Origin of the sequence: Phenylobacterium soli (genome assembly GCF_003254475.1) — a bacterium.
GTDB lineage: Bacteria > Pseudomonadota > Alphaproteobacteria > Caulobacterales > Caulobacteraceae > Phenylobacterium > Phenylobacterium soli.
Map to the genome: position 1 here is coordinate 3,399,435 of NZ_QFYQ01000001.1, position 21,989 is coordinate 3,421,423.

A 21,989-nucleotide genomic window follows, 5' to 3' on the forward strand; every position below is an offset into this window, starting at 1 on the left:
ACATGTCCTGATCAGACGCCGGCGGCGGGCAGCCGCCCGGGCGGGGCGGGCTCGCGCGGCCGGACAGCCACAACGTCGGGGTTCCTGAGGTCGATCCGCTCGAAGCCCAGGTCGAGGATGCGCGAGCGCTGGTCGAGCTGCTCGAGCTGCATCAGGGCCTCTTCCTCGCCGACGGCGGGGAGCTGGATCAGCGAGCCGTCCTTCATGCGCAGGTCCCAGCGGCGGTCGTCGACGCGCACCAGCGCATCCATGCGGCCGACCAGCTTGGGGCGCTGGGCGATGAGCGGCAGGATCTTGGGGGCGGCCTCGGCGGCGCCGACGCCCACCACCAGCGGCAGGGCGGCGAAGCGGGCGGGGTCGGCCTCCGGAATGGTCAGGCCGTGCTCGTCGATGACGGCGGACTTGCCGTCGTGCTGCCAGACGGCGAGTTGGCGGCGCTGGACCACCGAGATGACCAGGGTGTCGGGCAGCAGGCGCACGACGCGGGCCTCGCGCACCCAGCCGACGGTCTCGACCCGCTGGCGCAGGGCGGCGAGGTCGAGGCCGAGCAGCGGCTCGTCCTTGTAGACGCCGGCCGCCTTGACGATGTCGGGCATGGCCATGGCCGAGGCGCCCTGGACCTGGACGGCGCGCAGGCGGAAGCCGGCCTGTCCGAACTTGCCGTCGACGCCGGTCTGGATGGCGCTGGCGATCTTCTCGCCGCGGTGGCCGGTGGCCAGCACGACGACCAGGGCGAGGGTCAGCAGACCCGCGGCCGCGGCGAGGATCAGCTTGGGAGGTGGACCGCCGGCCGGCTCCTGGGCGCCGCGCGCCCTCGCCGGCGGCGCGCCCGGCGGTTTCGACCGGGGACGCGTGGCCGACTTAGGGGGCGCCTTTGCCCGAGGTTTCGCCTGTACTTGCGAGCCTCCCCGCACCGCCGCGGGCATACGCGTCCTCCGTGATCCAAAGCACCAGACGATCGAAATCCACGCCCTGCTGAGCCGCCTGCTCGGGGACGAGCGAGGTGGGCGTCATGCCGGGCTGGGTGTTCACCTCCAGAAGGACCAGAATGTCGTTAACGTCGTCATAACGGAGGTCGGACCGGGTAACGCCCCGACAACCAAGGGCGGCGTGCGCCATCTCGGAGAGTTTCATAGCCTTTTCAAAGGCATGCTTCGGAAGGTCGGCCGGAACCACGTGTTCGGACCCGCCCTCGGCGTACTTGGCTTCGTAGTCGTAGAAACCTTTCCTGGGGACGATCTCGGTGACGGTCATGGCCTTGCCGTCCATGACGCCCACGGCGAGCTCCTTGCCGGCCACGTAGGGCTCGACCATGACCTCCTCGCCATAGGTCCAGTCCGGCGCGGCGATCGCCTGCGGCGGGGCGTTGGCGCCCTTCTCGACGATGAACACCCCGACCGACGATCCCTCGGCGTTGGGCTTGATGACGTAGGGCGGCTCGATGACGTGGCGGCGCGCCGCCTCGAAGCGGTTGAACAGTCCGCCGCCGGGCACGGCGACGCCGGCCGCGGCGAGCACCGCCTTGGACTTGGCCTTGTCCATGGCCAGGGCCGAGGCCAGCACCCCGCAGTGGGTGTAGGGCAGGCCGAGCGTCTCGAGCACCCCCTGGACGCAGCCGTCCTCGCCCCAGGCGCCGTGCAGGGCGTTGAAGCAGACGTCGGGCTTCAGCTCGCTGAGCACCTGGGCGAGATCGCGGCCGGCGTCGACGCGGGAGACCCTGGCGCCGAGGCGCTCCAGGGCGTTGGCGCACTCGCGGCCGGAGACGAGGCTGACCTCGCGCTCGGAGGAGAGGCCGCCGAGGAGGACGGCCACGTGATGTCCGGAAAGAGGGCCGCTCACGGCTTGGGAGCCTCCTGGGTAAGCGTCACTGGGGCAAGCTTGCGGAAGTCGATGTCGCTGTTGGCGACCGTGTAGAGGAAGGCGGCCCAGACCGCCACGTTCTGGGCGAGCTCGTCGGGCTTCACCTTGTCGAGCGTGTCGTCGGCCGAGTGGTGCAGGTCGAAGTAGCGGGTGGCGTCCTGGTTGAAGTCGACGAACGGCACGCCGAGGCCCATCAGCCCCTCGATGTCCGAGCCGCCGAAGCGCGGCGCCTGCGGATCGTGGATCACCTTCAGGGCGGGAAGCACCGAGCGGAAGGCGGTCATCGCCGGGCTCGCGGCCGAGCCCTTGGGGAGAGTCAGGGCGTAGATCTGGCCGGCGCCGAGGTCGCTCTCGCCGGCGACGACGATCTGCGGCGCCTCTGCCTTGTGGGCGGCAGCGTAGGCCGAGCCCGAGCCGCCCTGCTCCTCCGAGCCCCACATGACGACACGGATCGTGCGGCGGGGCCTGGCCGGCTGGGCGGCCAGCCTGGCGGCGGCGGTCATGATGGCGACGCCCGAGGCGTCGTCGATGGCGCCCGTGCCCGGATCCCAGCTGTCGAGGTGGCCGCCGACGACCAGCACCTCGTCGGGCGCCTCGCGGCCGCGGATCTCGCCGACGACGTTGTAGGCCTCGGCCTTCGGGTCGAAGGCGGAGGAAAGCTCCAGGTGGACGGTCACCGGCTTGCCGCGCGCGGCCATGCGCTCGAGCTGGTCGGCGTCGACGGGCGACAGGGCCGCGGCGGGCACGCCGGCCATGGCCGAGCCGGCGTGCGGCTCGCGGTTGTCGTCGGTGGACAGCGAACGCAGCAGGTAGGCCACGGCGCCGCGCTTGGCGGCCTCGGCCGGGCCGAGGGTGCGCTGGGCGTTGATCGCGCCATAGCCCTCGCCGCTCTGGGTCTTGCGCATCTCCTGGGTGACCACGGCGATCTTGCCGGTCAGCGATCCGGGCGGCTGGTCGAGGAAGGCCTGGTAGGAGCGGAACAGCGCGATCTCGGCGGTGATCCCGCCGGGCGGCGTGGCCGGCGAGCGGCCGAGCCCGAGGACGTGCAGCTTCTGCGGCCAGGGCCCGACCACCTCGGCGCTCTCGGCGCCCCGGGTCCAGGCCGGCGTCGTGAAGGTCTCCACATGGACGTTCTCGAAGCCGAGGGCCTTGAGCGTGGCGACGCCCCAGTCGCGGGCGCGGGCCATGGCCGGCGTGCCGACCGGCCGGGGTCCGACCTCGGTGGTGAGGCTGTCGAGCACGGTCCAGGCGGTGCGATCGGCGAGCGCCTGGGCGGCGACGCGCTGGGCGCCGGCGGCGAGGTCCTGCTGAGCGGCGGGGGCCGCGGCCGGGGCGGCGAGCGCCGGCGCGGCGGCGAGCGCGGCGGCGACGACGAGGGGGAGCTTGAGTTTGCGCATGTCCCGCGGTGCGCTCCCCGGAGATTCCCGTCAAGCGGGCGGCGTGGCCGTTCCTGACACAACCCTGTCAGCAGCCCGGCCCTGTCAGCAGCCCGGCGGGGCGCAAGCTTGAGCTAGCTCAAGGACGGCCCGGTCGGCAGGGCGCATCAGGGAGGCCGTCGTCCCGAAGGTCCCGCGTTCCCTTGAGCCGCCTGAGGCCCAGATCCGCCCAGCGACGCGCCACCGAGCTTGCGGTGCGCGCCGAAGAGGTGCGCCTGGTCTACGGCTCGCCCATCGTGCTGCTGCTCAACCTGGTCAACGCGGCCGTGGCGGTGTCGCTGCTCTGGACGCTGTTCCCGGCCGAGGCCCTGCTCCTGTGGCTCGCCCTGTTCATGGCGGTGGTGCCGGCGAGGCTATGGCTGTGGCGGCGCTTCCGGCAGGCGAAGCCGGGGCCGGAGGCCATGGGCCGCTGGGCCCTTGCCGCGACGCTGGGCGCGGCAGCCACCGGCATGCTGTGGGGCGCGCTCGGGACGGTGTTCTTCGTCACCACCGAGCCGATCTACTACGTCTTCGTCGTGTTCGTGCTGGGCGGCATGACCGCCGGATCGGCGCTCAAGGACTCGGCCTACCTGCCCTCCTTCTACGCCTTCATGGCCCCGGCCGTCGGACCGACCGTGCTCGCCCTGATGGCGCGCGGCGGCTTCATGTTCGACGAGATGGGGCTGATGATCGTGGTGTTCACGATCGTGCTGATCCTGGTCGGCCGCGGCAACAATCGCTGGATCCAGGACTCCATCCGGCTGCGCATCGACCAGACCGTGCTCAACGCCGACCTGCAGCGGGCCACGGCCCAGATGGCCGAGAACCTGGAGGCCCTGCGCCGCCACCAGCGCGACATGTCCTCGATCGCCAAGCTCAGCGACTTCCTGCAGGCCTGCCAGCGGCGCGACGAGGCCTATCCGATCATCGAGACGGCCGCGGCCCGGCTGTTCCCCGGCCTGTCGGGCGCGCTCGCCCTGCTCTCCCCCGACACCCAGGACCTGGAGACCGTGTCGCGCTGGGGCAAGGATCCGACCGTGTCCGACAGCTTCCACGTGGACGACTGCTGGGCGCTGCGCACCGGCCAGGTCTACGAGGTGGCGAGCGCCGAGACCCCGGCCCAGTGCCGCCACTTCCCGGACCCGCCGGAGGGGGGCTACCTCTGCCTGCCGCTCAACGTGCAGGGCGAGACCATCGGCCTCCTGCATCTCTCCGTGCCGCCGGACCGCGAGATCGACGAGGACACCCATCGGCTGATGGCCACCTTCGGCGACGTGATCAAGCTGTCGCTGTCGAACCTGAAGCTGCGGGAGTCGCTGTCCGAGCAGGCCCTGCGCGACCCGCTCACCGGCGTCTTCAACCGCCGCTACCTGGCCGAGACCCTGCCGCGCGAGATCCGCCGGGCGCGGCGCGACCGCACCGACCTGACCGTGGCCATGATCGACGTCGACCACTTCAAGGCCTTCAACGACACCTACGGCCATGGCGCGGGCGACCTCGTGCTGAAGGAGGTGGGCGCCTTCCTCAACCGCTCCCTGCGGGCGGGCGACATCGCCTGCCGCTACGGCGGCGAGGAGTTCCTGCTGGTGCTGGCCGAATGCGACGCCGACGAGGCGCACGCCCGCCTGGCGCAGCTCTGCACCGACATCAAGCTGAAGGCCTTCGCCTTCCGCAAGCAGCTCCTGCCCAACATCACCGTCTCGGTGGGCATCGCCCAGATGGAGGACGGGCTGACGGCGGCCGAGCCGCTGATCACCGCCGCGGACCAGGCGCTCTACAAGGCCAAGGCCGACGGCCGCGACCGCATCGAGATCTTCAAGCCGGGGAAGAGCGCGGCGGCCTAGGTTCCCGCCGGCTTGCCCACGCGCTTGATCTCCCATTCCAGCTCGACGCCGAACTTCTGCTTCACGTCGGCGCGGACGGTTTCGCCGAGACCCTCGAGGTCGGCGGCGGTCGCCTCGCCGGTGTTGATCAGGAAGTTGGAGTGCAGCGGCGAGAACATCGCCCCGCCGAACAGCTTGCCGCGCCAGCCGGCCTCGTCGACCAGCTTCCAGGAGGAGTGGCCGGGCGGGTTCTTGAAGGTGGAGCCGCCGGTCTTCTCGCGGATCGGCTGGGAGGCCTCGCGCCGGGCGGTGATCTCGGCCATCCGCGCCTCGATGGCGGCAGGCGCGTCCGGCGTGCCCTCATAGACGGCTTCGACCCAGATGATGTCGGCCGGCGCCGCGGAGTGGCGGTAGGTGTAGCCGAAGTCGGCCAGGGTCAGGTCGCGCCGCTCGCCCGCCCGGTCGACGCCCCAGGCCGACACCAGCACGTCCTTGGTCTCGCGGCCGTAGCAGCCGGCGTTCATGGTCAGCGCCCCGCCGATCGAGCCGGGGATTCCGGCATAGAACTCCAGCCCCGCGATGCCCGCCTTGGCCGCCTCGCGGGCCAGCATGGCGTCGAGCGCCGCCGCGCCGGCCGTCAGGCGCATCCCGTCCGCGCGGATGGCGGCGAAGGCCCGGCCGGCCAGGCGGATGGTGACGCCCGGCACCCCGCCGTCGCGGACGATGACATTGGAGCCGACGCCCAGGACGGTCAGCGGAACCTCGGGCGGCAGGGCCTTGAGGAAGGCCGCGAGATCGTCGGCGTCGGCCGGCAGGAACAGCACCTCCGCCGCGCCGCCGACGCGGAACCAGGTGAAGGGGCCGAGCGGCTCGTCCTTCAGGATCTTGCCGCGCACCGGCGGCAGGCGGTCCTTCCAGTCGCTCATTCGGCCGCCTGGCCCAGGGCCTGGAGCTGCTCCGGCAGGGCGTAGGCCCAGTTGGTGATGTCGCCGGCGCCGAGCAGGACCACGAGGTCGCCCGCCTTGGCCTCCTCGCGCACCAGGGCCGGCAGGTCGGCCGGGCTCGGCAAGGCGATGGCCCGGCGGTGGCCGTAGCGGCGCAGGCCCTCGACCAGGGCGTCCCGGCCGACGCCTTCGATCGGCGCCTCGCCGGCCGCATAGACGTCGGCGACGATCACCACGTCGGCGTCGTTGAAGCAGTGGCAGAACTCGTCGAACAGGTCCTTCAGGCGCGAGTAGCGGTGCGGCTGGACGACGGCGATGACGCGCCCGGACCCCACGACCGCGCGGGCGGCCTTGAGCACCGAGCCGATCTCCACCGGATGGTGGCCGTAGTCGTCGATGACGCGGATGCCGTTCGCCACGCCGGTGGTCGTGAAACGGCGCTTCACCCCGCCGAAGCCGGCGAGGCCCTTCTTGATGTCCTCGGCCGAGACGCCGAGCTCGCGGGCGACCGCGATCGCCGCCAGGGCGTTGAGCACGTTGTGGTGGCCGGCCATCGGCAGGTGCAGGCCCTCGATCCGCTGCACCCCGTCCTCGCGCGGCGCGATCACCGCGTCGAAGCGGGCCCCGTCGGCGCCCATGGTGATCGCCTCAGCACGGACCTCGGCCTGCGGATTGACGCCGTAGGTGACCAGCCGGCGGTTCTCGACGCGCGCGGCCATGGCCTGGACCTCGGGATGGTCGGTGCAGACCGCGGCGAAGCCATAGAAGGGGATGTTCTCCACGTAGTCGCGGAACGCCTTCTTGACCGCTTCGAAGTCGCCGTAGTGGTCGAGGTGCTCGGGGTCGATGTTGGTGACCACGGCGACGGTCGAGCGCAGCTTGAGGAACGAGCCGTCGCTCTCGTCGGCCTCGACGACGATCCAGTCGCCGGTCCCGACCTTCGCATTGGTGCCGTAGGCGTTGATGATGCCGCCGTTGACCACCGTGGGATCGAGGCCGCCGGCGTCCAGCAGGCAGGCGATCATCGAGGTGGTGGTGGTCTTGCCATGGGTGCCGCCCACGGCCACCGAGAACTGCAACCTCATCAGCTCGGCCAGCATCTCGGCGCGGCGGACCAGCGGCAGGCGCCTTGCGCGCGCCTCGACCATCTCCGGATTGTCGACCTTGACCGCCGTCGAATAGACGATCGCCGAGGCGCCCTCCACGTGGGCCGCGTCGTGGCCGATGAAGATCTTCGCGCCCAGCTTCTCGAGCCTCTCGGTGTTGGCGCTGGCCTTGGCGTCGGAGCCCTGCACCGTGTAGCCGATGCGCAGCATGATCTCGGCGATGCCGCTCATGCCGATGCCGCCGATGCCGATGAAGTGCACCGGGCCGATCTCGAAGGGGACAGGACGTCGCGTCATGGCTTGGTGCTAGCGCGGTTTGTGAGCCCGAAAAACTCGAAACACGCCGGAACGCGGCCTTGAGCCGCGCCGCGTGCGGGCTCAGCGCCCGGCGGCGGTCCGCTCGACGAGGTCGGCCAGGCGTTCGGCGGCGTCGGGGATCGCCACTGAGCGGGCGGCGGCGGCCATGCGGGCCAGGCGGCCGGGATTGGTCAGCAGCTTCTCGAGCGCGCCGGCCAGGCTGTCGACGGTGAGTTGGTGCTCGCGGGCCACCTCGGCGCCGCCAACATCGGCGAGCAGCTTGGCGTTCTGGCCCTGGTCGTCGTCGATGGCGATGGCGAGCGGCACCAGGATCGAGGGCTTGCCGGCGACGGCGAACTCGCAGACCGAGCCCGCGCCCGAGCGGCCGATCACCAGGTGGGCGGCGGCCAGGCGGCCGGCCATGTCGCGGAAGAAGGGAGCGATCTCGGCCTCGACCACGGCGTTGCGGTAGATCCGCCGCGCCGTCTCCATGGATTCTGCGCGGGTCTGCTGCTGGACCACCAGGCGCCGCTTGAGGTCGTCGGGAAGCTTGGCGACGGCCTCTGGGACCAGTTCGGAGAGCAGGCGCGCGCCCTGGCTGCCGCCGGTGACCAGCAGGCGGATCGGCCCCTCGGGGCTGGGCGGCGCGTAGGGCAGGTCCGCCAGGGCGCGGATCGGCGGGCGAACGGGATTGCCGACCACCACGGCGCTGCCGGCGACCTTGGCCGGCGCCTTCAAGAGGGTCGGGAAGGCGCAGGCGACCCGGGTGACGTGCGGCGCCAGCATCCGGTTGGCCCGGCCCATGACCGCGTTCTGCTCGTGGATGACGGTCGGGCGCTTGTCGAGGATCGCGCCGACGAGCGCCGGGGCCGACGGATAGCCGCCGAAGCCGACCACGACGTGGGGGCCGATCTCGCGATAGAGGGCGCGGGCTTGCATGGCGCCGCGCAGCACGGCGATGCCGGCCCGCAGCATGCCGACCGGATCGCCCGGCTTGTAGGTGGCGGCGGACAGGCCGATGCGGCGCTCGGCCGGGAAGTCGGTGGCGAAGCCGGCCACCCGCTCGTCCGAGGCCAGCACGATGGTCCAGCCGCGGGCGATCAGGGCCTCGGCGAGGGCCTGGGCGGGGAACAGGTGGCCCCCGGTCCCTCCGGCGGCGACGACGGCGACCTTACGCATGCGGCGGGCCTTTAAGCGAACGCGCCGGCCTTGGCGAGGCCTTCGCTCGGGGTGTAGGCGCCGGGGCGACGCCGGGTCAGCGCCAGGGCCATGCCGAGGGTCAGCCCCATGGCCAGCATGGAGGAGCCGCCGTAGGAGATGAACGGCAGGGTCATCCCCTTGGTCGGGATCATGTTGAGGTTGACCGCGATGTTGATGAAGGCCTGCTGGCCGACCAGCACGAAGAGGCCTGCGGCGGCGACCTGCTCGAAGGGATCCGACAGCTTCATGGCCCGGTAGAGCCCGCGCACCACCACGAAGGCGAAGAGCGCGATCAACACCAGCGAGAAGACGAGGCCGAACTCCTCGGCGCCGACCGAATAGATGAAGTCGGTGTGCAGGTCCGGCACGTGGCGCTTCATGATCCCCTCGCCCGGGCCGCGGCCGAACAGGCGCCCGGCCGCCTGGGCCATGGCGGCGGCGTCGACCTGGTGGGTGTCGGAGCTGTCGGGGGAGATGAACTTCTCCACCCGCGCATGGACGTGGGGCAGCAGGAAATAGGTGGAGGACAGGCCGGCGATGGCCACCCCGCCCAGCAGCATGACCCAGGAGAGCGGCACCCCCGCCATCCAGAAGGCCGCGCCGAAGGCGACGGTGATCAGCACCGTCTGGCCGACGTCGGGCTGGATCAGCAAGAGGGCCACGGAGACGGCGTAGAGGCCGAAGGCGATGGAGACGCCGGGCACGCCGGCCCCCTTCTGGCCCTCGGCGAACATCCAGGCGACCAGGATCACGAGGGCCGGCTTCATGAACTCGGAGGGCTGCAGGGAGAAGCCGCCGAACTCCAGCCAGCGGGTCGCGCCCTTGGCGTTATGGCCGAGGAACGGCAGGGCGATCATCACGGCGATGGCGGCCAGCCAGATGAAGAAGGCCGCGCGGCGAACCCCCTGGACCTCCAGCATGGAGACCGAGATCAGGATCGCCACGGCGCCGGCGGCGAAGACGCACTGGCGGACGGCGAAGTGGAACGGGTCGCCGACGTTCATCCGGGCCGCGGCCGCCGGGCTGGCGGCGAAGGCCAGGGTCACGCCGATGGCGATCAGGACGGCGATGACCCCGAGCATCCAGCGGTCGACGGTCCACCACCAGACCCCGATCGGCGAGCGGTCGGAGCGCGGGAAGGCGTGGGCCTGGGACGTATGGTGGGAGCCGGGCTGCGTGGCTGAGGTCACGCCGCGCCCCTTTGCGTGTTCGCGAGGCGCTGGACGGCGGCGCGGAAGGCCTCGCCGCGCGCCTCGAAGTCGGCGAACTGGTCGAAGGAGGCGCAGGCCGGCGACAGCAGCACGATGGCTTCCTGGCCCGCGGCCGCCGCGTCGGCGTAGGCCTGGTTCACCGCCTGGTCCATGGTCTGGCTGACGACGGCGGCGGCCTTGCCCTTCAGCGTCTCGGCGAAGGCCGGTGCGGCCTCGCCGATGAGGTAGGCCTTCTCGATGCGGCCGAAGAGATCGCCGAGGCTGTCGATGCCGCCGGTCTTCGGCTGGCCGCCGGCGATCCAGTAGAACTTGGGATAGCTCGACATCGCCTGCCGGGCGGCGTCGGCGTTGGTGGCCTTGCTGTCGTTGACGAAGCTGACCTTGCCGAGGCGGCCGACGGTCTCCATCCGATGGGCCAGGCCCGGGAAGGTCATCAGGTGCTCGGCGGCCTCGGCGGCGTCGATGCCGAGGCCCTTGGCCGCGGCGTAGGCGGCGGCCGCGTTCTGCCAGTTGTGGCGGCCGGGCAGCGAGCGGGCGCGCTTCAGGTCGGCCACCTCGGCGGTGCGCTCGCCGCCGGCGTCGTAGAGCAGGCCGTCGAGGGCGTAGACGCCGCGGCTCATGGCCTTGGAGGCCGAGATCGGCACGATGGTCCGGCGGTTGGCGGCGGTGATCTCGGTGCAGATCTGCTGGCCCCACGGATCGTCGACGCCGATCACCGCGGTGTCGCCCTTGCCCTGGTTGGCGAGGATGCGCCGCTTGGCGGCGACGTAGTTCTCCATCGTCCCGTGCCGCTCGAGGTGGTCGGGGGAGATGTTGAGCAGGACGGCGACGTCCGGGTGCAGGCTGGAGGTCAGGTCGAGCTGGTAGGAGGAGAGCTCGAGGACGTAGACCGCCCCGCCGTGCATGTCCTCGAGGCCCAGCACCCCGAAGCCGATGTTGCCGCCGATGCGCACGTCGCGGCCTGCCTGGGCGCAGATGTGGCCGATCAGGGCGGTTGTGGTCGACTTGCCGTTGGTGCCGGTGATGGCGACGATCTTCGGGCGCTTGTGCTCCGGCGCGGCATTGACCGTACGGGCGAAGAGCTCGACGTCGCCGAGGATCTCGACGCCGGCTGCGCGGGCCTTCTCCACCGTCCAGTGCGGAGCCGGATGGGTCAGGGGCACGCCGGGCGACAGCATGACCGCGGCGAACCGCGACCAGTCGGCGGACTTGAGGTCGACGACCGGCAGGCCCTCGGCGCGGGCGGCCTCGACCGCGGCGGGCTTCTCGTCCCACAGCGCCACCTCCGCGCCGCCGGCGATCAGGGCGCGCGCGGCGGCAAGGCCCGTACGGGCCAGGCCGAACACGGCGACCGTCCTGCCTTCGAAGCCGCGGACCGGGATCATGGCGTGCGCTTGGCCTCCCCTACCGCAGCTTGAGGGTGGCGAGGCCGAGGATGGCCAGCATGATCGAGACGATCCAGAAGCGGATGACGACGGTCGACTCGGACCAGCCGAGCTTCTCGAAGTGGTGGTGCACCGGGGCCATGCGGAAGACCCGCTTGCCGGTGAGCTTGAACGAGGCGACCTGGATCACGACGCTCAGCAGCTCGGCGACGAACAGGCCGCCGATGATCGCCAGCACCAGTTCCTGGCGGGTGGCCACGGCCACGGTGCCGACCGCGCCGCCGAGGGCCAGCGAGCCGGTGTCGCCCATGAAGATCTTGGCCGGGGGCGCGTTGTACCAGAGGAAGCCCATGCCGGCGCCGACCAGGGCGCCGCAGAAGATGCCGATCTCGCCGACGCCGGGGACCGGGTGGATCTGCAGGTAGTCGGCGAACACGCGGTTGCCGACCAGGTAGGCGATCAGGCCGTAGGCGGCGGCGGCGATCATCACCGGCACGATGGCCAGGCCGTCGAGGCCGTCGGTGAAGTTCACCGCATTGGCCGCGCCGACGATCACGAAGGCCCCGAAGGCGAGGTAGAACCAGCCGAGGTTCAGCGACACCTGCTTGATGAACGGGAAGGTGACGCTGGTCAGCAGGTGCGGCTCGGTGACCGGCTTGGCCGCGAAGAGGATGATGAGGGCGATGGCGGCCATGGCGATGGCCGCCTCCAGCACCAGGCGCACGCGCCCGGAGACGCCCTCGGTCGACTGCTTGGTGACCTTGGCGTAGTCGTCCAGGAAGCCCAGCACGCCGTAGCCGGCCGTGACCAGCAGCACGGCCCAGACGTAGACGTTAGCGAGGTCGCTCCACAGCAGGGTGCCGGCGAACAGGCCCGCCAGGATCATCACCCCGCCCATGGTGGGCGTGCCGGCCTTCTCGATGACGTGGCGCTCGATGCCTTCCTTGCGGATCGGCTGACCCTTGCCTTGCCTCGCCTGCATCCAGCGGATGAAGCGGCTGCCCATGGCGACCACCACCAGCTGGGCCGTGAAGATCGCCAGGCCCGCGCGGAAGGTCTGATATTTCAGGAGGTTGAGGACCGGGACGTAGTGGGCGCCGGCGAAGTGGACCCAGAGCCAATAGAACATCAGCCGCCCTCCCCGGAGCCGAGCGCGACCAGGGCCTGGGCGATCAGCCCAGCCTTAGACCCGTTCGAACCCTTGACCATCACCAGGTCGCCGGGCTCTGCGGCCCGGACCACCTGCGGCGCGAGATCCGCCGCTGTTTCGGCGTACGCGCCCCGCCGAGTCGGCGGAAGGGCCTCGTAGAGGGATTTCATCAGCGGCCCGGCGCAGAAGACCAGGTCGACCTTGGCCTCCTCAAGCGGCTTCGCGAGGGCGGCGTGGAACGCGGCGGCCTCAGGCCCCAGCTCCAGCATGTCGGTGAGCGCGACGATCCGCCGCCCGCCGGTCTTGCGCGCGCCGAGGGTGGCGATGGCCGAGGCCATGGAGATCGGGTTGGCGTTGTAGCTCTCGTCGATGACCGTGACCTGTCCGCCCTTGAGCGCGACCGTGGTCTCCGCCCCGCGGCCGGCGAGCGGCTCGAAGGAGCCGAGCGCGGAGAGGCCGTCGTCGAGATCGACGCCCAGAGCCTCGAGCATCAGCAGCACGGCCATGGAATTGAGACCCCAGTGGTGGCCGGTCTGCAGGATCGGGAAGTCGAGCGCCTTGCCGTGCAGGCGGGCCTGGACGACGGCATGGGGTCCGGGGACCTGGAAGTCGATGAGCCGGGCGTCGCAGCCTTCGCCGGCGCCGAAGCTGCGGACGATGGCGCCCGCCTTGAGGGCCTCGGCCCTGAGGACCTCGAACCAGCGGTTGTCAGCGTTGAGCACCGCCACGCCGCCGGGCTCCAGCCCCTCGAAGATCTCGGCCTTGGCGCGGGCCACGCCGGCCTCGCCGTCCGGAAAGTTCTCGGTGTGCACCGGGCCGACCGTGGTGACGACCACGGCGTGCGGCTTCACCATGCGGGTGAGCGGGCGGATCTCGTCGGCGTGGTTCATGCCGATCTCGAAGATCGCGCGCTCGGTGTCGCGCGGCATGCGGGCGAGCGTCAGCGGCACGCCGATGTGGTTGTTGTAGCTCTTCACCGAGGAATGCCAGCGGCCGGCGAGCTTGAGGCCGGCGGCGATGGCCTGGGTGACGGAGGTCTTGCCGACCGAGCCGGTGACCGCGCCGCGGCGGGCCTGGGGCGCGCGATCGCGGGCGGCGAGGCCGAGCTTCTCCAGGGCGGCGAAGGTGTCGTCGACCATCACCGCCGAGCCGAAGACGGTGCGCGAGGCGAGCATGCCGGCGGCCTGGGCGGCGAAGGCCTGCTCGGCGAACTCGTGGCCGTCGCGGACGCCGGCCAGGGCGACGAACAGGTCGCCGGGCTCGATGGAGCGGCTGTCGATGGAAACGCCGGTGGCGGCGAAGGGCTTGCCGGCGAGCTTGCCGCCCGTGGCCGCCGCGATCTCCTCGGAGGTCCAGAGGGGTTCAGCCATGGACCAGCTCCAGCGCCTGTTCGGTCTCGGCCACGTCGTCGAAGGGATGGACCACGCCGGCGACGATCTGGCCCTGTTCGTGGCCCTTGCCGGCCACCACCAGGATGTCGCCGTCGGCGAGCAGGGCGGCGGCCGTGCGGATCGCCTCGCGGCGGTCACCGATCTCCTGAACGGACCTTTGGGCCCCCTTGGCCCCGGCCAGCACCTCGGCGCGGATGGCGGCGGGCTCTTCGGAGCGCGGATTGTCGTCGGTGACGATGGCGACGTCGGCGAGGCGCGCGGCGATCTCGCCCATGATCGGGCGCTTGGTGCGATCGCGGTCGCCGCCGGCCCCGAAGACGACGATCAGCTTGCCGCGCACGTGCGGCCGCAGCGCCTTCAGCACGGTCTCGAGACCGTCGGGGGTGTGGGCGTAGTCGACATAGGCTTCGCCGCCCCGGGGACCGGTCCCGATCCGCTGGAGGCGGCCCGCGGCGCCCTGCAGCGCCTCCAGCCCGGCGATGACCTCGTCGACCGACAGGCCGCCGGCCATGCACAGGCCCGCGGCGACCAGGGCGTTGGAGGCCTGGAACCCGCCGGCGAGCGGCAGGCGCACCTGGCAGGCGAGGCCATGGACGTCGAGCTTCAGGCGCTGGCCCTCCGGCAGGAGGGTGCGCTCGAGGAGGCGGATCCCCTGCCCCGCCTCGCCCACCGACACCACGCTCTGGCCGGCGGCCACGGCGGCGGCGGCGAAGGCCTCGTAGGCGTCGCTGTCGGCGTTGAGCACGGCGGTCCCGCCGCGCGGCAGCAGGGTCTCGAACAGGCGCAGCTTGGCCGCCCGGTAGGCGCCCATGGTGCCGTGGTAGTCGAGGTGGTCCTGGGTCAGGTTCAGGAAGCCGGCGGCGGTCAGCCTGACGCCGTCCAGGCGGCGCTGGTCGACGCCGTGCGAAGAGGCCTCCATCGCGAAGTGGCTCACCCCCATGCCCGTGATCCTGGCCAGCAGCTCGGCGATGTCTGCCGCGTCGGGCGTGGTCAGACCGGCCGGCGTGAGCTGGTCGAAGGATCCGTCCGGCCGCGTCACGGTGAGGCCGAGCGTGCCCATGCTGGCCGAGGTGCGGCCGGCGCTGGCGAACATCTGGCGGCAGAAGTTGGCCACCGAGGTCTTGCCGTTGGTGCCGGTGACCGCGACGCAGGTCTGCGGCTGGGCGCGCCAGAAGTTGGCGGCGGCGAGGGCGTAGGCGCGCCGCGGGTCCCAGGCGGTGACCACGGGAACGGTGCAGCCCGGAATGTCGTCGCCGCAGAGGATGGCGGCCGCGCCGGCCGCGATGGCTCCGGGCACGAAGGTGCGGCCGTCCACCTTGCTGCCCGACAGGGCGGCGAACAGCGCGCCGGGCTTCACCTTGCGGCTGTCGGCGGTGACGCCGGTGATCTCGGGATCGGGGCTGACGTCCCGGCGGACGATCTCGGAGAGTCTCATCGCTCCTCCCCGGCGTCTTCGGCGGTGGGGGCGGCGGGCTCGAACGGGATCAGCTCGGGCCGGCGCTTGACCCCCAGGAACGGGGCGATGCGCTCGGCGATCTTGCCGACGGCGGGCGCCGCGACGATGCCGCCGGTGGGGTCAGCGCCGGTCTTGTCGGCGTGCGGCTCGTCCATGAGGATCAGCACGAAATAGCGCGGCGCGCTCGGCGGGCCGTCGGTCGGGAAGGCGGCGGCGAAGGACGACACCTGCTTCGTGTGCGAATAGGTGCGGATCTCGGGGTCGTACTTGTCGCCCGTGCCGGTCTTGCCGCCGACGTTGAGGCCGGGGACGTTGGCCGACTTGCCCGAGCCGCCGGTGACGTTGGCGCGCATCAGCTGGAGGACCTCCAGGCTGGTCTTTTCCGACAGGACTCTGGGACCGGCGACCTTGGTCCCCGGTTCCAGCTTCTTGATCGTCAGCGGCAGGAGATAGCCGCCGTTGAGCAGGGCGCCGTAGGCGCGCGCCAGGGCGAGCGGCGAGACGTTGATGCCGTGGCCGAAGGAGGTCGAGGCGATGGCGTCCTCGTCCCACTTCTTCGGCGTCAGCGGGCGGGCGCTCTCGACCAGCTCCACCTTGGCCGGCTTGGTGAGGCCGAGGGCGTTGAAGTAGCGCTCCAGGCGTTCGGCGCCGATCGCCACGGCGAGCTTGGCCGTGCCGATGTTGGAGGAGTGCTGGAACACCTCGACCATGGTCAGGACGGCGTGGGTCGCGTGGTAGTCGTGGATCGTCCGGTAGCCGATCTGGAAGGGCGTGCGGGCGTCGAAGGTGGTCTGGGGCGTGGCCACGCCGGCGTCGAGACCGATGGCCATGGTGAAGGCCTTGAACACCGAGCCCATCTCGAAGACCGAGGAGGCGGCGCGGTTGAGCCGCGCGTCCGGGCTGGAGCCGCCCGGATTGTTCGGATCGAAGGTCGGCCAGGAGGCCAAGCCCAGGATCTCGCCGGTGTGGACATTGGTGACGATGCCGACCGCGCCCTTGGGCTGGTAGACCATGGCCGCCTTGTTGAGCTCGTCCTCGAGCGCGGCCTGGACGCGCAGGTCGATGGCCAGCGGCACGGCGCCGCCGGAGGCCGCGCCGCTGCGAATGTCCTCGTTGAAGGCGAGCTCGGCGCCCGAGAGGCCCTCGCCGCCGCTGTCGGCGAACCCGACCAGGTGGGCGGCCGTGGAGCCCAGCGGATAGACGCGCTTGGACTCCGGCTCGAAGGAGACGCCCGGCAGGCCGAGGTCGTTGATCTTGGCGCGGACGTCGGGGGTCAGGCCGCCGACCAGGAAAGTCCGGCGGTTGGCGCGCAGGGCCCGCTCGATCCGCTCGGCGGGCAGGTCGGTGAGGTTGGCGGCGAGCGCGCGGCGCACCTCGGGGACATCCCAGATTTCGCGGGGATCGACGTAGAGGCCGTAGTGCAGCAGGTCGACCGCCAGGAGCTGCCCGTTGCGGTCGACGAGGTCGGCGCGCGCCGAGCCGGCGGCCGCGGCGGCCGCGTCGCCCTTGCCGGCGTCGGAGAACAGCGCCGCCCGCGTCGCCCCGAAGGCGAGCACGATGAAGCCCAGCGAGAACAGCGCCAGGACCACGAAGATGCGGATGCGGGTGTCGTCCTCGGCGCGGCCGGAGGCGCGGGTGCGCTCGAAGGCGTGCTCAAGCCCCCACATCCGCCGCAGGAACCAGCGGTAGAGGGGGGAGCCGCCGAAGGTCTGCTGGCCAAGGCTCATCGGGCGATCCCGGCTTGAGCTTGCGCGGCCGCGCCGGGCTCCGGCAGGGCCGCGACCTTGGGCGCGGGCTCGGGATGCAGGGCGATCTCGGGCAGCAGGTCGGCGGTGGCCTCGTGTTTGATCGAGACCGGCGCCATGCCGAGGTAGGTCTCGGAGAGATGCTCGATGCGGGCCGGCTGCTCGAGGTGGGTGACCTCGGCCTGCAGCAGGCGGATGCGGGTCTTCTCGGCAGCGATCTGGCGCTCGGCCGAGGCGATCTCAGCGCGCTCGCGGCCGGCGATGGTCTTGGCCAGGTAGACGCCCAGGATCAGCAGCACCAGAACGCCGAGCGCCACGATGTCCACCAGCCGGAACCCCCGGACCCTGCGCGCCATCAGGCTCATGCCGCCTCCCTCCAGACAGGCGCGGACGTCCTGACCGCCGCCCGCAGCTTCGCCGAGCGGGCCCGGGGATTGGCCGCGACTTCCGCCTCCGACGGCGCCTGGGCGCCGTTGAAGAGGAGCTGGAAGCTCGGTTCAGCCTGGATTTCCCTCGGCGGCGCATGCCGCGACCCCGAGGGCGTCCGCCCCGCCCGCACGGCGAGGAAGGTCTTCACGATTCTGTCTTCCAGCGAGTGGAACGTAACGACGCAGAGCCGGCCCTGCGGCTTCAGCGCGCGCTCGGCGGCGACGAGGCCGGCCTCGAGCTCCGACAGCTCCTCGTTGACCGCGATCCGCAGCCCCTGGAAGGCGCGGGTCGCCGGATGGACCTTGGCGCCGCGGCGCCCGCCCAGCGCCTTCTCGATGAACTCGGCGAGTTCGAGGGTGCGGGTGAAGGGCTGCTCGGCGCGGCGGCGGGCGATGGCCGCGGCGATGCGCCGGCTCTGCCGCTCCTCGCCATAGACGAAGAAGATGCGCGCGAGCTCGGCCGGATCGGCGGTGTTGACCAGGTCCGCGGCGGTCTGCCCCGCGTCGCCCATGCGCATGTCGAGCGGACCGTCGCGCATGAAGGAGAAGCCGCGCTCGGCCTCGTCGAGCTGCATGGAGGAGACGCCGAGGTCGAGCGCGACGCCGTCCACCGACGCCTCGCCGAGCACCTCCGCCATCTCGGAGAAGCGGGCGCCGACGAAGCGGAAGCGGTCGGGATCGAGGCCCTCGGCGAAGCGGCGGGCGGTCGGATCGCGATCGAAGGCGACGACCTTGGCGCCGGTCGCCAGGATGCCGCGGGCGTAGCCGCCCGCGCCGAAGGTGCCGTCGACGATGGTCTGGCCCGGGGCAGGCTGCAGGGCGTCGAGGACCTCGGTGAGCAGGACGGGGGTGTGGGGCGCCCCGCTCACTGCTGCCCCCCGATCCGCGCGACGCGCTGCTGGGCGCGCAGCGCCGCCAGACCCTCGCGGGCCATCTCGCGCTGGGCGGCGCGGTGGGCCTGGAAGGCGTCCTTGGACCAGATCTGGAAGCGGTCGCCGAGGCCGACGATCACGACCCAGTCGGTCAGGCCGAACATGTCGCACAGGGTTTCGGGCAGGGTGATGCGGCCGGCGGTGTCGAAGCTGAGCTTGGCCATGCCGCCGAGCACCGAGGTCTCCAGCGCCGTGCGCAGGGGGTCGCCGAACTCCAGCTCCTCGATCACGCCCATGTAGCGGTCGAACAGGGGCTTGCCGCCGCCTTCGATGCAGTCGGCCTCGATGGAAGGGAAGCAGAAGACGCCGTCGAAGGGACCGGCCGCGAGCGCGCGGAATTCCTGCGGCACGACGATGCGCCGCTTGGCGTCCAGCTGCTTCTCGAAGGTCGAGAGAAACATCTCGCCCAGCCCCTGACACCGGCCGGGACATCCGGCCGCTCCGCCTCCCTGGAACCGCACGTCACCCCGAGCGCCGCGGTTTGGTTAGCGAATGATGACTGGGGTACCATGGGATTAATTGGGACACAATGACTCTGGATGACTATTCCCGGCGAAAACAAAGGCCAACGAGACCTTCCGCGCCAAGTATGGTTAACGGAAATTAGTTATCCACAGAACATACCTTGAACATCTTGATTGGAGAGGCTGAGCCGGCGGCGCGGGCGAGTTGCGGTGTCATTTCGCCCCACCGCAGGAACAGGTGGCGCACCCTTCAAACTTGCGTCACGAACGCCATCTAGACGGCGCGGCCAAACGCCCGCCCAAGTGAGACTTGATGACCCTGTCGACCGACCTGCTGCGCGGCCTCCGTGAACGCCTCGCCCGTTACCAGCGCCCCAGCCACGGACGCAGTGTCCGCGAGATCCTGGTGACCGCCCTGCCGCTGCTGAGCCTTTGGGGCGCGGCGGTGTGGATGGTCGGCCACGGCTGGTGGTGGGCGGTAGCCCTGACGATCCCGGCGGCCCTGTTCCTGGTGCGGCTGTTCATGATCCAGCACGACTGCGGCCACGCCTCCTTCTTCCGCTCGCCGACCGCCAACGCCTGGACCGGCCGCCTGATCGGCGTCTTCACCATGACGCCCTACGGCTACTGGCGCCGGACCCACGCCATCCACCACGCCACCTCCGGCAACCTCGACCGCCGCACCCTTGGCGCGGTCGAGACGCTGACGGTCGAGGAATATCGGGCCAAGTCGTGGATCGGCCGGCTGGGCTACCGGCTCTACCGCAACCCGCTGGTGATGTTCGGCCTCGGGCCCGGCTACATGTTCGTGCTGCAGCACCGCCTGCCGATCGGGCTGATGCGCGAGGCGCCGGCCTGGCGCAGCGTGCTCGCCAACACCGCTGGCCTGGCCGTGCTCGTGACCGTCCAGCTCTGGCTCGGCGGGGTGAAGGGCCTGCTGCTCGTCCACCTGCCGATCGTGCTGGTCGCCGCCTCGATCGGCGTCTGGCTGTTCTACGTCCAGCACCAGTTCGAGGGCGCCTACTGGGCCCGCAACGAGGACTGGAAGGCGCCGGAAGCCGCCCTGCTCGGCTCCTCGCACCTGGACCTGCCCCTGCCCCTGCGCTGGCTGACCGCCAACATCGGCGCCCACCACATCCACCACGCAGCCGCCAAGATCCCCTTCTACCGCCTGCCGCAGGTGATGAAGGACCACCCGGAGCTGCGCGAGATCAGCCGCATCACCCTGTGGGACGCGATGAAGACCGCCCGCCTGGCGCTGTGGGACGAGATGTCGGGCCGGCTGGTGTCGTTCCGCGAGGCGCGGCAGGCGCATCGCCGGGCCACCGTCGCGGCCTGAGCCCATCGGCCTCCGTCGCATTGCCGACATTTAATTGGCTTCGAAGAACGCTGTGCGGTTAAGGGGCGCCCCGAACCTGGGGGACCCCGATGAAACTCTCGACCGCTCTCGCCGCCGGCCTGTTGGCTGCGGCCGCCGCCACCGCCGCCAGCGCCGCGGAAGCCGCCGACCTGACGGTGAAGGTCTGCCCGGCCGAGGCCCTGCACGCCTACCCGCTGGCCGCCGGGACCCGCTTCCAGTCTCTGATCGTGCCGAGCCTCGCCGTGGCCAACACCGGCCAGACGCCGGCCGAGCTGACCGAGGTGACCCTGGAGCTGCTCGACAAGGGCGTGGCGGTGGACAGCCGCCGCCTCTCCGGCGAGGCGCTGGCCGCGGGCCTGAAGAGCGGCGCGGCCGTCCAGGGCGGCATGCTGCAGATGTTCGGCTGGCAGTTCTGCGACGGGCGCCTGCTGGGCGAGAAGCCGGCGCTCTCCCCCGCCCCTAGCCTCGCGCCCGCCGCCGCCGGCCTCGTCACCAACCAGGTGTTCGGCTGGAAGGGCTCGCGCGACGCCCTGCGGATCACCGCCACGGCGATGCGCGCCGGCAAGCCGGAGACCGCGACGCTGACGATCCCGGTCCGCGCCGACACGGTGAAGACCAAGATGGTGTTCCCGCTGAAGGGTCGCTGGTTCGTGGCCGTGGCGGGCACGCCGCACGGCGGCCACCGCTGGGCCCTGCCCGAGGCCTTCGCCTACGACGTCGCCCGGATCGGCGCCGACGACAAATCCTTCCGCGGCGAGGGCGCGAAGTTCGCGGACTACTACGCCTATGGCGAGCCGGTCCTGGCGGCCGGCGACGGCACGGTGGTCGACGTGGTCGCCGACCAGCCGGAGAACCCCGACGTCCTGCGCCGGCCGGGCGAGAGCTTCGAGGCCTATGGCGACCGGGCCGGCGCTATCCAGATGGCCCTGGTGGCCAAGGGCGACCGGGCGATCGCCGGCAACGCGGTGATCATCGACCACGGCAACGGTGAGTACTCGCTCTACGCCCACCTCAGGCCTGGCAGCATCAAGGTGAAGGCCGGCGAGAAGGTCAGCGCCGGCCAGCCGATCGCCCAGCTCGGCGCCTCGGGCAACGTCACCGAGCCGCACCTGCACTTCCAGGTCTGCGACGGGGCGAGCCCGCTGCACTGCGCCGGCGTGCCGCTGGCCTTCGGCAACGTCGAGCTGCCCTACGCCGACGGCCCGCGGGCGATCCAGGGCGGCGACATCGTCGTCGCCCGCTGAGCCGGGGCGGATGAACGGACCAGACGGCCTGTAAGCCGGGTTCTGTGCCAACCGAGTTGCCTCGGCGCGGCGATCATTCCTCTGGACCGACCCTCGCGGGCCGGTTCTCGCGACCTACCCGGATCCCTGGGCCGGCGACAGCCTTGCCCCCATTGCTGGGGACGCGGGATCCCTATTCGGTCTTGCTCCTGGCGGGGCTTGCCGTGCCGTCCCTGTCACCAGGCACGCGGTGCGCTCTTACCGCACCCTTTCACCCTTACCCTCCTCCGCCGAGACTTCGGAGGGCGGTTTGCTTTCTGTGGCGCTATCCCTGGGGTCGCCCCCGGCGGGCGTTACCCGCCGCCATGTCGTCGTGGAGCCCGGACTTTCCTCGAGCTTGCGCCCGCGATCGCCCGGCCGTCTGGTCCGCGCGCATAGATGGGCGATCGGGCGCGGCGGGTCAACGCGGGCTCGGGACGAGGACCATGAGAAGCAGGCAGGGGGACCACGAAAAACACGAAAGGCACAAAAGGGGGAACCCCGGATGGCGCGGATGGGTCGTGCACCGAAGGCGCGCTCGATCCTGAACCCCTGCAGGA

General features: G+C 71.4%; 18 protein-coding genes and 1 other RNA gene. 3 read left to right on the forward strand and 16 right to left on the reverse strand.

The window, feature by feature from the left end:
- Positions 1–11: 11 nt before the first annotated feature.
- The 3 genes from DJ017_RS16765 to DJ017_RS16775 are packed head-to-tail and all read right to left on the reverse strand — an operon-like array spanning position 12 to position 3,257.
- Positions 12–926: a cell division protein FtsQ/DivIB gene (locus tag DJ017_RS16765; RefSeq protein WP_111529790.1), complete on the reverse strand. Its 915-nt coding sequence runs from the start codon at positions 924–926 to the stop codon at positions 12–14.
- On the reverse strand, positions 862–1,839 hold the full coding sequence (locus DJ017_RS16770) for a D-alanine--D-alanine ligase (protein ID WP_111529791.1): 978 nt from the start codon (positions 1,837–1,839) through the stop codon (positions 862–864). Before DJ017_RS16770 ends, DJ017_RS16765 begins: the two co-directional genes overlap by 65 nt.
- On the reverse strand, positions 1,836–3,257 hold the full coding sequence (locus tag DJ017_RS16775) for a M20/M25/M40 family metallo-hydrolase (protein WP_111529792.1): 1,422 nt from the start codon (positions 3,255–3,257) through the stop codon (positions 1,836–1,838). Before DJ017_RS16775 ends, DJ017_RS16770 begins: the two co-directional genes overlap by 4 nt.
- A 182-nt stretch (positions 3,258–3,439) precedes the next feature.
- On the opposite strand from DJ017_RS16775, the gene DJ017_RS16780 reads away from it, so the two are divergent.
- A complete protein-coding gene (locus DJ017_RS16780) occupies positions 3,440–5,119 on the forward strand; it encodes a sensor domain-containing diguanylate cyclase (RefSeq protein ID WP_165830665.1) in 1,680 nt (559 codons plus the stop codon).
- Here DJ017_RS16780 and murB read toward each other — a convergent pair.
- The 12 genes from murB to DJ017_RS16840 form a co-directional block, all read right to left on the reverse strand.
- Positions 5,116–6,024, reverse strand: a complete 909-nt coding sequence (murB, locus tag DJ017_RS16785) for a UDP-N-acetylmuramate dehydrogenase (protein WP_111529794.1) — start codon at positions 6,022–6,024, stop codon at positions 5,116–5,118. The genes DJ017_RS16780 and murB overlap by 4 nt on opposite strands.
- The gene (gene murC / locus DJ017_RS16790; protein WP_111529795.1) at positions 6,021–7,445 is read right to left on the reverse strand and encodes a UDP-N-acetylmuramate--L-alanine ligase; all 1,425 of its coding nucleotides are present in this window, start codon (positions 7,443–7,445) and stop codon (positions 6,021–6,023) included. Before murC ends, murB begins: the two co-directional genes overlap by 4 nt.
- Before the next feature lie 81 nt (positions 7,446–7,526).
- The gene (murG, locus tag DJ017_RS16795) at positions 7,527–8,624 is read right to left on the reverse strand and encodes an undecaprenyldiphospho-muramoylpentapeptide beta-N-acetylglucosaminyltransferase (RefSeq protein ID WP_111529796.1); all 1,098 of its coding nucleotides are present in this window, start codon (positions 8,622–8,624) and stop codon (positions 7,527–7,529) included.
- Between the two features lie 11 nt (positions 8,625–8,635).
- The gene (ftsW, locus tag DJ017_RS16800; RefSeq protein WP_111529797.1) at positions 8,636–9,835 is read right to left on the reverse strand and encodes a putative lipid II flippase FtsW; all 1,200 of its coding nucleotides are present in this window, start codon (positions 9,833–9,835) and stop codon (positions 8,636–8,638) included.
- Positions 9,832–11,241, reverse strand: a complete 1,410-nt coding sequence (gene murD, locus DJ017_RS16805) for a UDP-N-acetylmuramoyl-L-alanine--D-glutamate ligase (RefSeq protein ID WP_111529798.1) — start codon at positions 11,239–11,241, stop codon at positions 9,832–9,834. Before murD ends, ftsW begins: the two co-directional genes overlap by 4 nt.
- Before the next feature lie 19 nt (positions 11,242–11,260).
- Positions 11,261–12,370 carry a phospho-N-acetylmuramoyl-pentapeptide-transferase gene (gene mraY, locus DJ017_RS16810; RefSeq protein ID WP_111529799.1) on the reverse strand — a complete coding sequence of 370 codons (1,110 nt, stop codon included), beginning with the start codon at positions 12,368–12,370 and terminating at the stop codon, positions 11,261–11,263.
- Entirely contained in the window at positions 12,370–13,761 is a 1,392-nt protein-coding gene (locus tag DJ017_RS16815; protein WP_111529800.1) for a UDP-N-acetylmuramoyl-tripeptide--D-alanyl-D-alanine ligase, read from the reverse strand. Before DJ017_RS16815 ends, mraY begins: the two co-directional genes overlap by 1 nt.
- The gene (locus tag DJ017_RS16820) at positions 13,754–15,217 is read right to left on the reverse strand and encodes a UDP-N-acetylmuramoyl-L-alanyl-D-glutamate--2,6-diaminopimelate ligase (protein WP_111529801.1); all 1,464 of its coding nucleotides are present in this window, start codon (positions 15,215–15,217) and stop codon (positions 13,754–13,756) included. The genes DJ017_RS16815 and DJ017_RS16820 overlap by 8 nt, the downstream gene beginning before the upstream one ends.
- On the reverse strand, positions 15,214–16,965 hold the full coding sequence (locus DJ017_RS16825; protein ID WP_111529802.1) for a peptidoglycan D,D-transpeptidase FtsI family protein: 1,752 nt from the start codon (positions 16,963–16,965) through the stop codon (positions 15,214–15,216). Before DJ017_RS16825 ends, DJ017_RS16820 begins: the two co-directional genes overlap by 4 nt.
- The gene (gene ftsL, locus DJ017_RS16830; protein ID WP_111529803.1) at positions 16,962–17,348 is read right to left on the reverse strand and encodes a cell division protein FtsL; all 387 of its coding nucleotides are present in this window, start codon (positions 17,346–17,348) and stop codon (positions 16,962–16,964) included. Before ftsL ends, DJ017_RS16825 begins: the two co-directional genes overlap by 4 nt.
- The gene (rsmH, locus tag DJ017_RS16835) at positions 17,345–18,280 is read right to left on the reverse strand and encodes a 16S rRNA (cytosine(1402)-N(4))-methyltransferase RsmH (protein ID WP_111529804.1); all 936 of its coding nucleotides are present in this window, start codon (positions 18,278–18,280) and stop codon (positions 17,345–17,347) included. The genes ftsL and rsmH overlap by 4 nt, the downstream gene beginning before the upstream one ends.
- Positions 18,277–18,744: a division/cell wall cluster transcriptional repressor MraZ gene (locus DJ017_RS16840; protein WP_111529805.1), complete on the reverse strand. Its 468-nt coding sequence runs from the start codon at positions 18,742–18,744 to the stop codon at positions 18,277–18,279. Before DJ017_RS16840 ends, rsmH begins: the two co-directional genes overlap by 4 nt.
- 376 nt (positions 18,745–19,120) lie before the next feature.
- Here DJ017_RS16840 and DJ017_RS16845 point away from each other — a divergent pair, with 376 nt between their 5' ends.
- Both DJ017_RS16845 and DJ017_RS16850 read left to right on the forward strand, forming a co-directional pair.
- A complete protein-coding gene (locus DJ017_RS16845; RefSeq protein ID WP_111529806.1) occupies positions 19,121–20,146 on the forward strand; it encodes a fatty acid desaturase in 1,026 nt (341 codons plus the stop codon).
- Between the two features lie 89 nt (positions 20,147–20,235).
- Entirely contained in the window at positions 20,236–21,411 is a 1,176-nt protein-coding gene (locus DJ017_RS16850) for a M23 family metallopeptidase (RefSeq protein ID WP_111529807.1), read from the forward strand.
- Positions 21,412–21,426: 15 nt separating this feature from the next.
- Here the strand turns inward: DJ017_RS16850 and rnpB are convergent.
- Positions 21,427–21,815: RNase P RNA component class A (gene rnpB / locus DJ017_RS16855), an RNA gene on the reverse strand.
- Positions 21,816–21,989 lie beyond the last annotated feature (174 nt).

Excerpts from the sequence above, each read along its gene's own strand:
- DJ017_RS16820 (WP_111529801.1), bottom strand. The coding sequence starts at position 15,217 with ATGAGACTCTCCGAGATCGTCCGCCGGGACGTCAGCCCCGATCCCGAG.
- murB (WP_111529794.1), bottom strand. The coding sequence starts at position 6,024 with ATGAGCGACTGGAAGGACCGCCTGCCGCCGGTGCGCGGCAAGATCCTG.
- DJ017_RS16765 (WP_111529790.1), bottom strand. The coding sequence starts at position 926 with ATGCCCGCGGCGGTGCGGGGAGGCTCGCAAGTACAGGCGAAACCTCGG.
- DJ017_RS16850 (WP_111529807.1), top strand. The coding sequence starts at position 20,236 with ATGAAACTCTCGACCGCTCTCGCCGCCGGCCTGTTGGCTGCGGCCGCC.
- murG (WP_111529796.1), bottom strand. The coding sequence starts at position 8,624 with ATGCGTAAGGTCGCCGTCGTCGCCGCCGGAGGGACCGGGGGCCACCTG.
- ftsL (WP_111529803.1), bottom strand. The coding sequence starts at position 17,348 with ATGAGCCTGATGGCGCGCAGGGTCCGGGGGTTCCGGCTGGTGGACATC.
- DJ017_RS16840 (WP_111529805.1), bottom strand. The coding sequence starts at position 18,744 with ATGTTTCTCTCGACCTTCGAGAAGCAGCTGGACGCCAAGCGGCGCATC.
- mraY (WP_111529799.1), bottom strand. The coding sequence starts at position 12,370 with ATGTTCTATTGGCTCTGGGTCCACTTCGCCGGCGCCCACTACGTCCCG.
- murD (WP_111529798.1), bottom strand. The coding sequence starts at position 11,241 with ATGATCCCGGTCCGCGGCTTCGAAGGCAGGACGGTCGCCGTGTTCGGC.
- DJ017_RS16825 (WP_111529802.1), bottom strand. The coding sequence starts at position 16,965 with ATGAGCCTTGGCCAGCAGACCTTCGGCGGCTCCCCCCTCTACCGCTGG.
- DJ017_RS16815 (WP_111529800.1), bottom strand. The coding sequence starts at position 13,761 with ATGGCTGAACCCCTCTGGACCTCCGAGGAGATCGCGGCGGCCACGGGC.
- DJ017_RS16775 (WP_111529792.1), bottom strand. The coding sequence starts at position 3,257 with ATGCGCAAACTCAAGCTCCCCCTCGTCGTCGCCGCCGCGCTCGCCGCC.
- murC (WP_111529795.1), bottom strand. The coding sequence starts at position 7,445 with ATGACGCGACGTCCTGTCCCCTTCGAGATCGGCCCGGTGCACTTCATC.
- DJ017_RS16845 (WP_111529806.1), top strand. The coding sequence starts at position 19,121 with ATGACCCTGTCGACCGACCTGCTGCGCGGCCTCCGTGAACGCCTCGCC.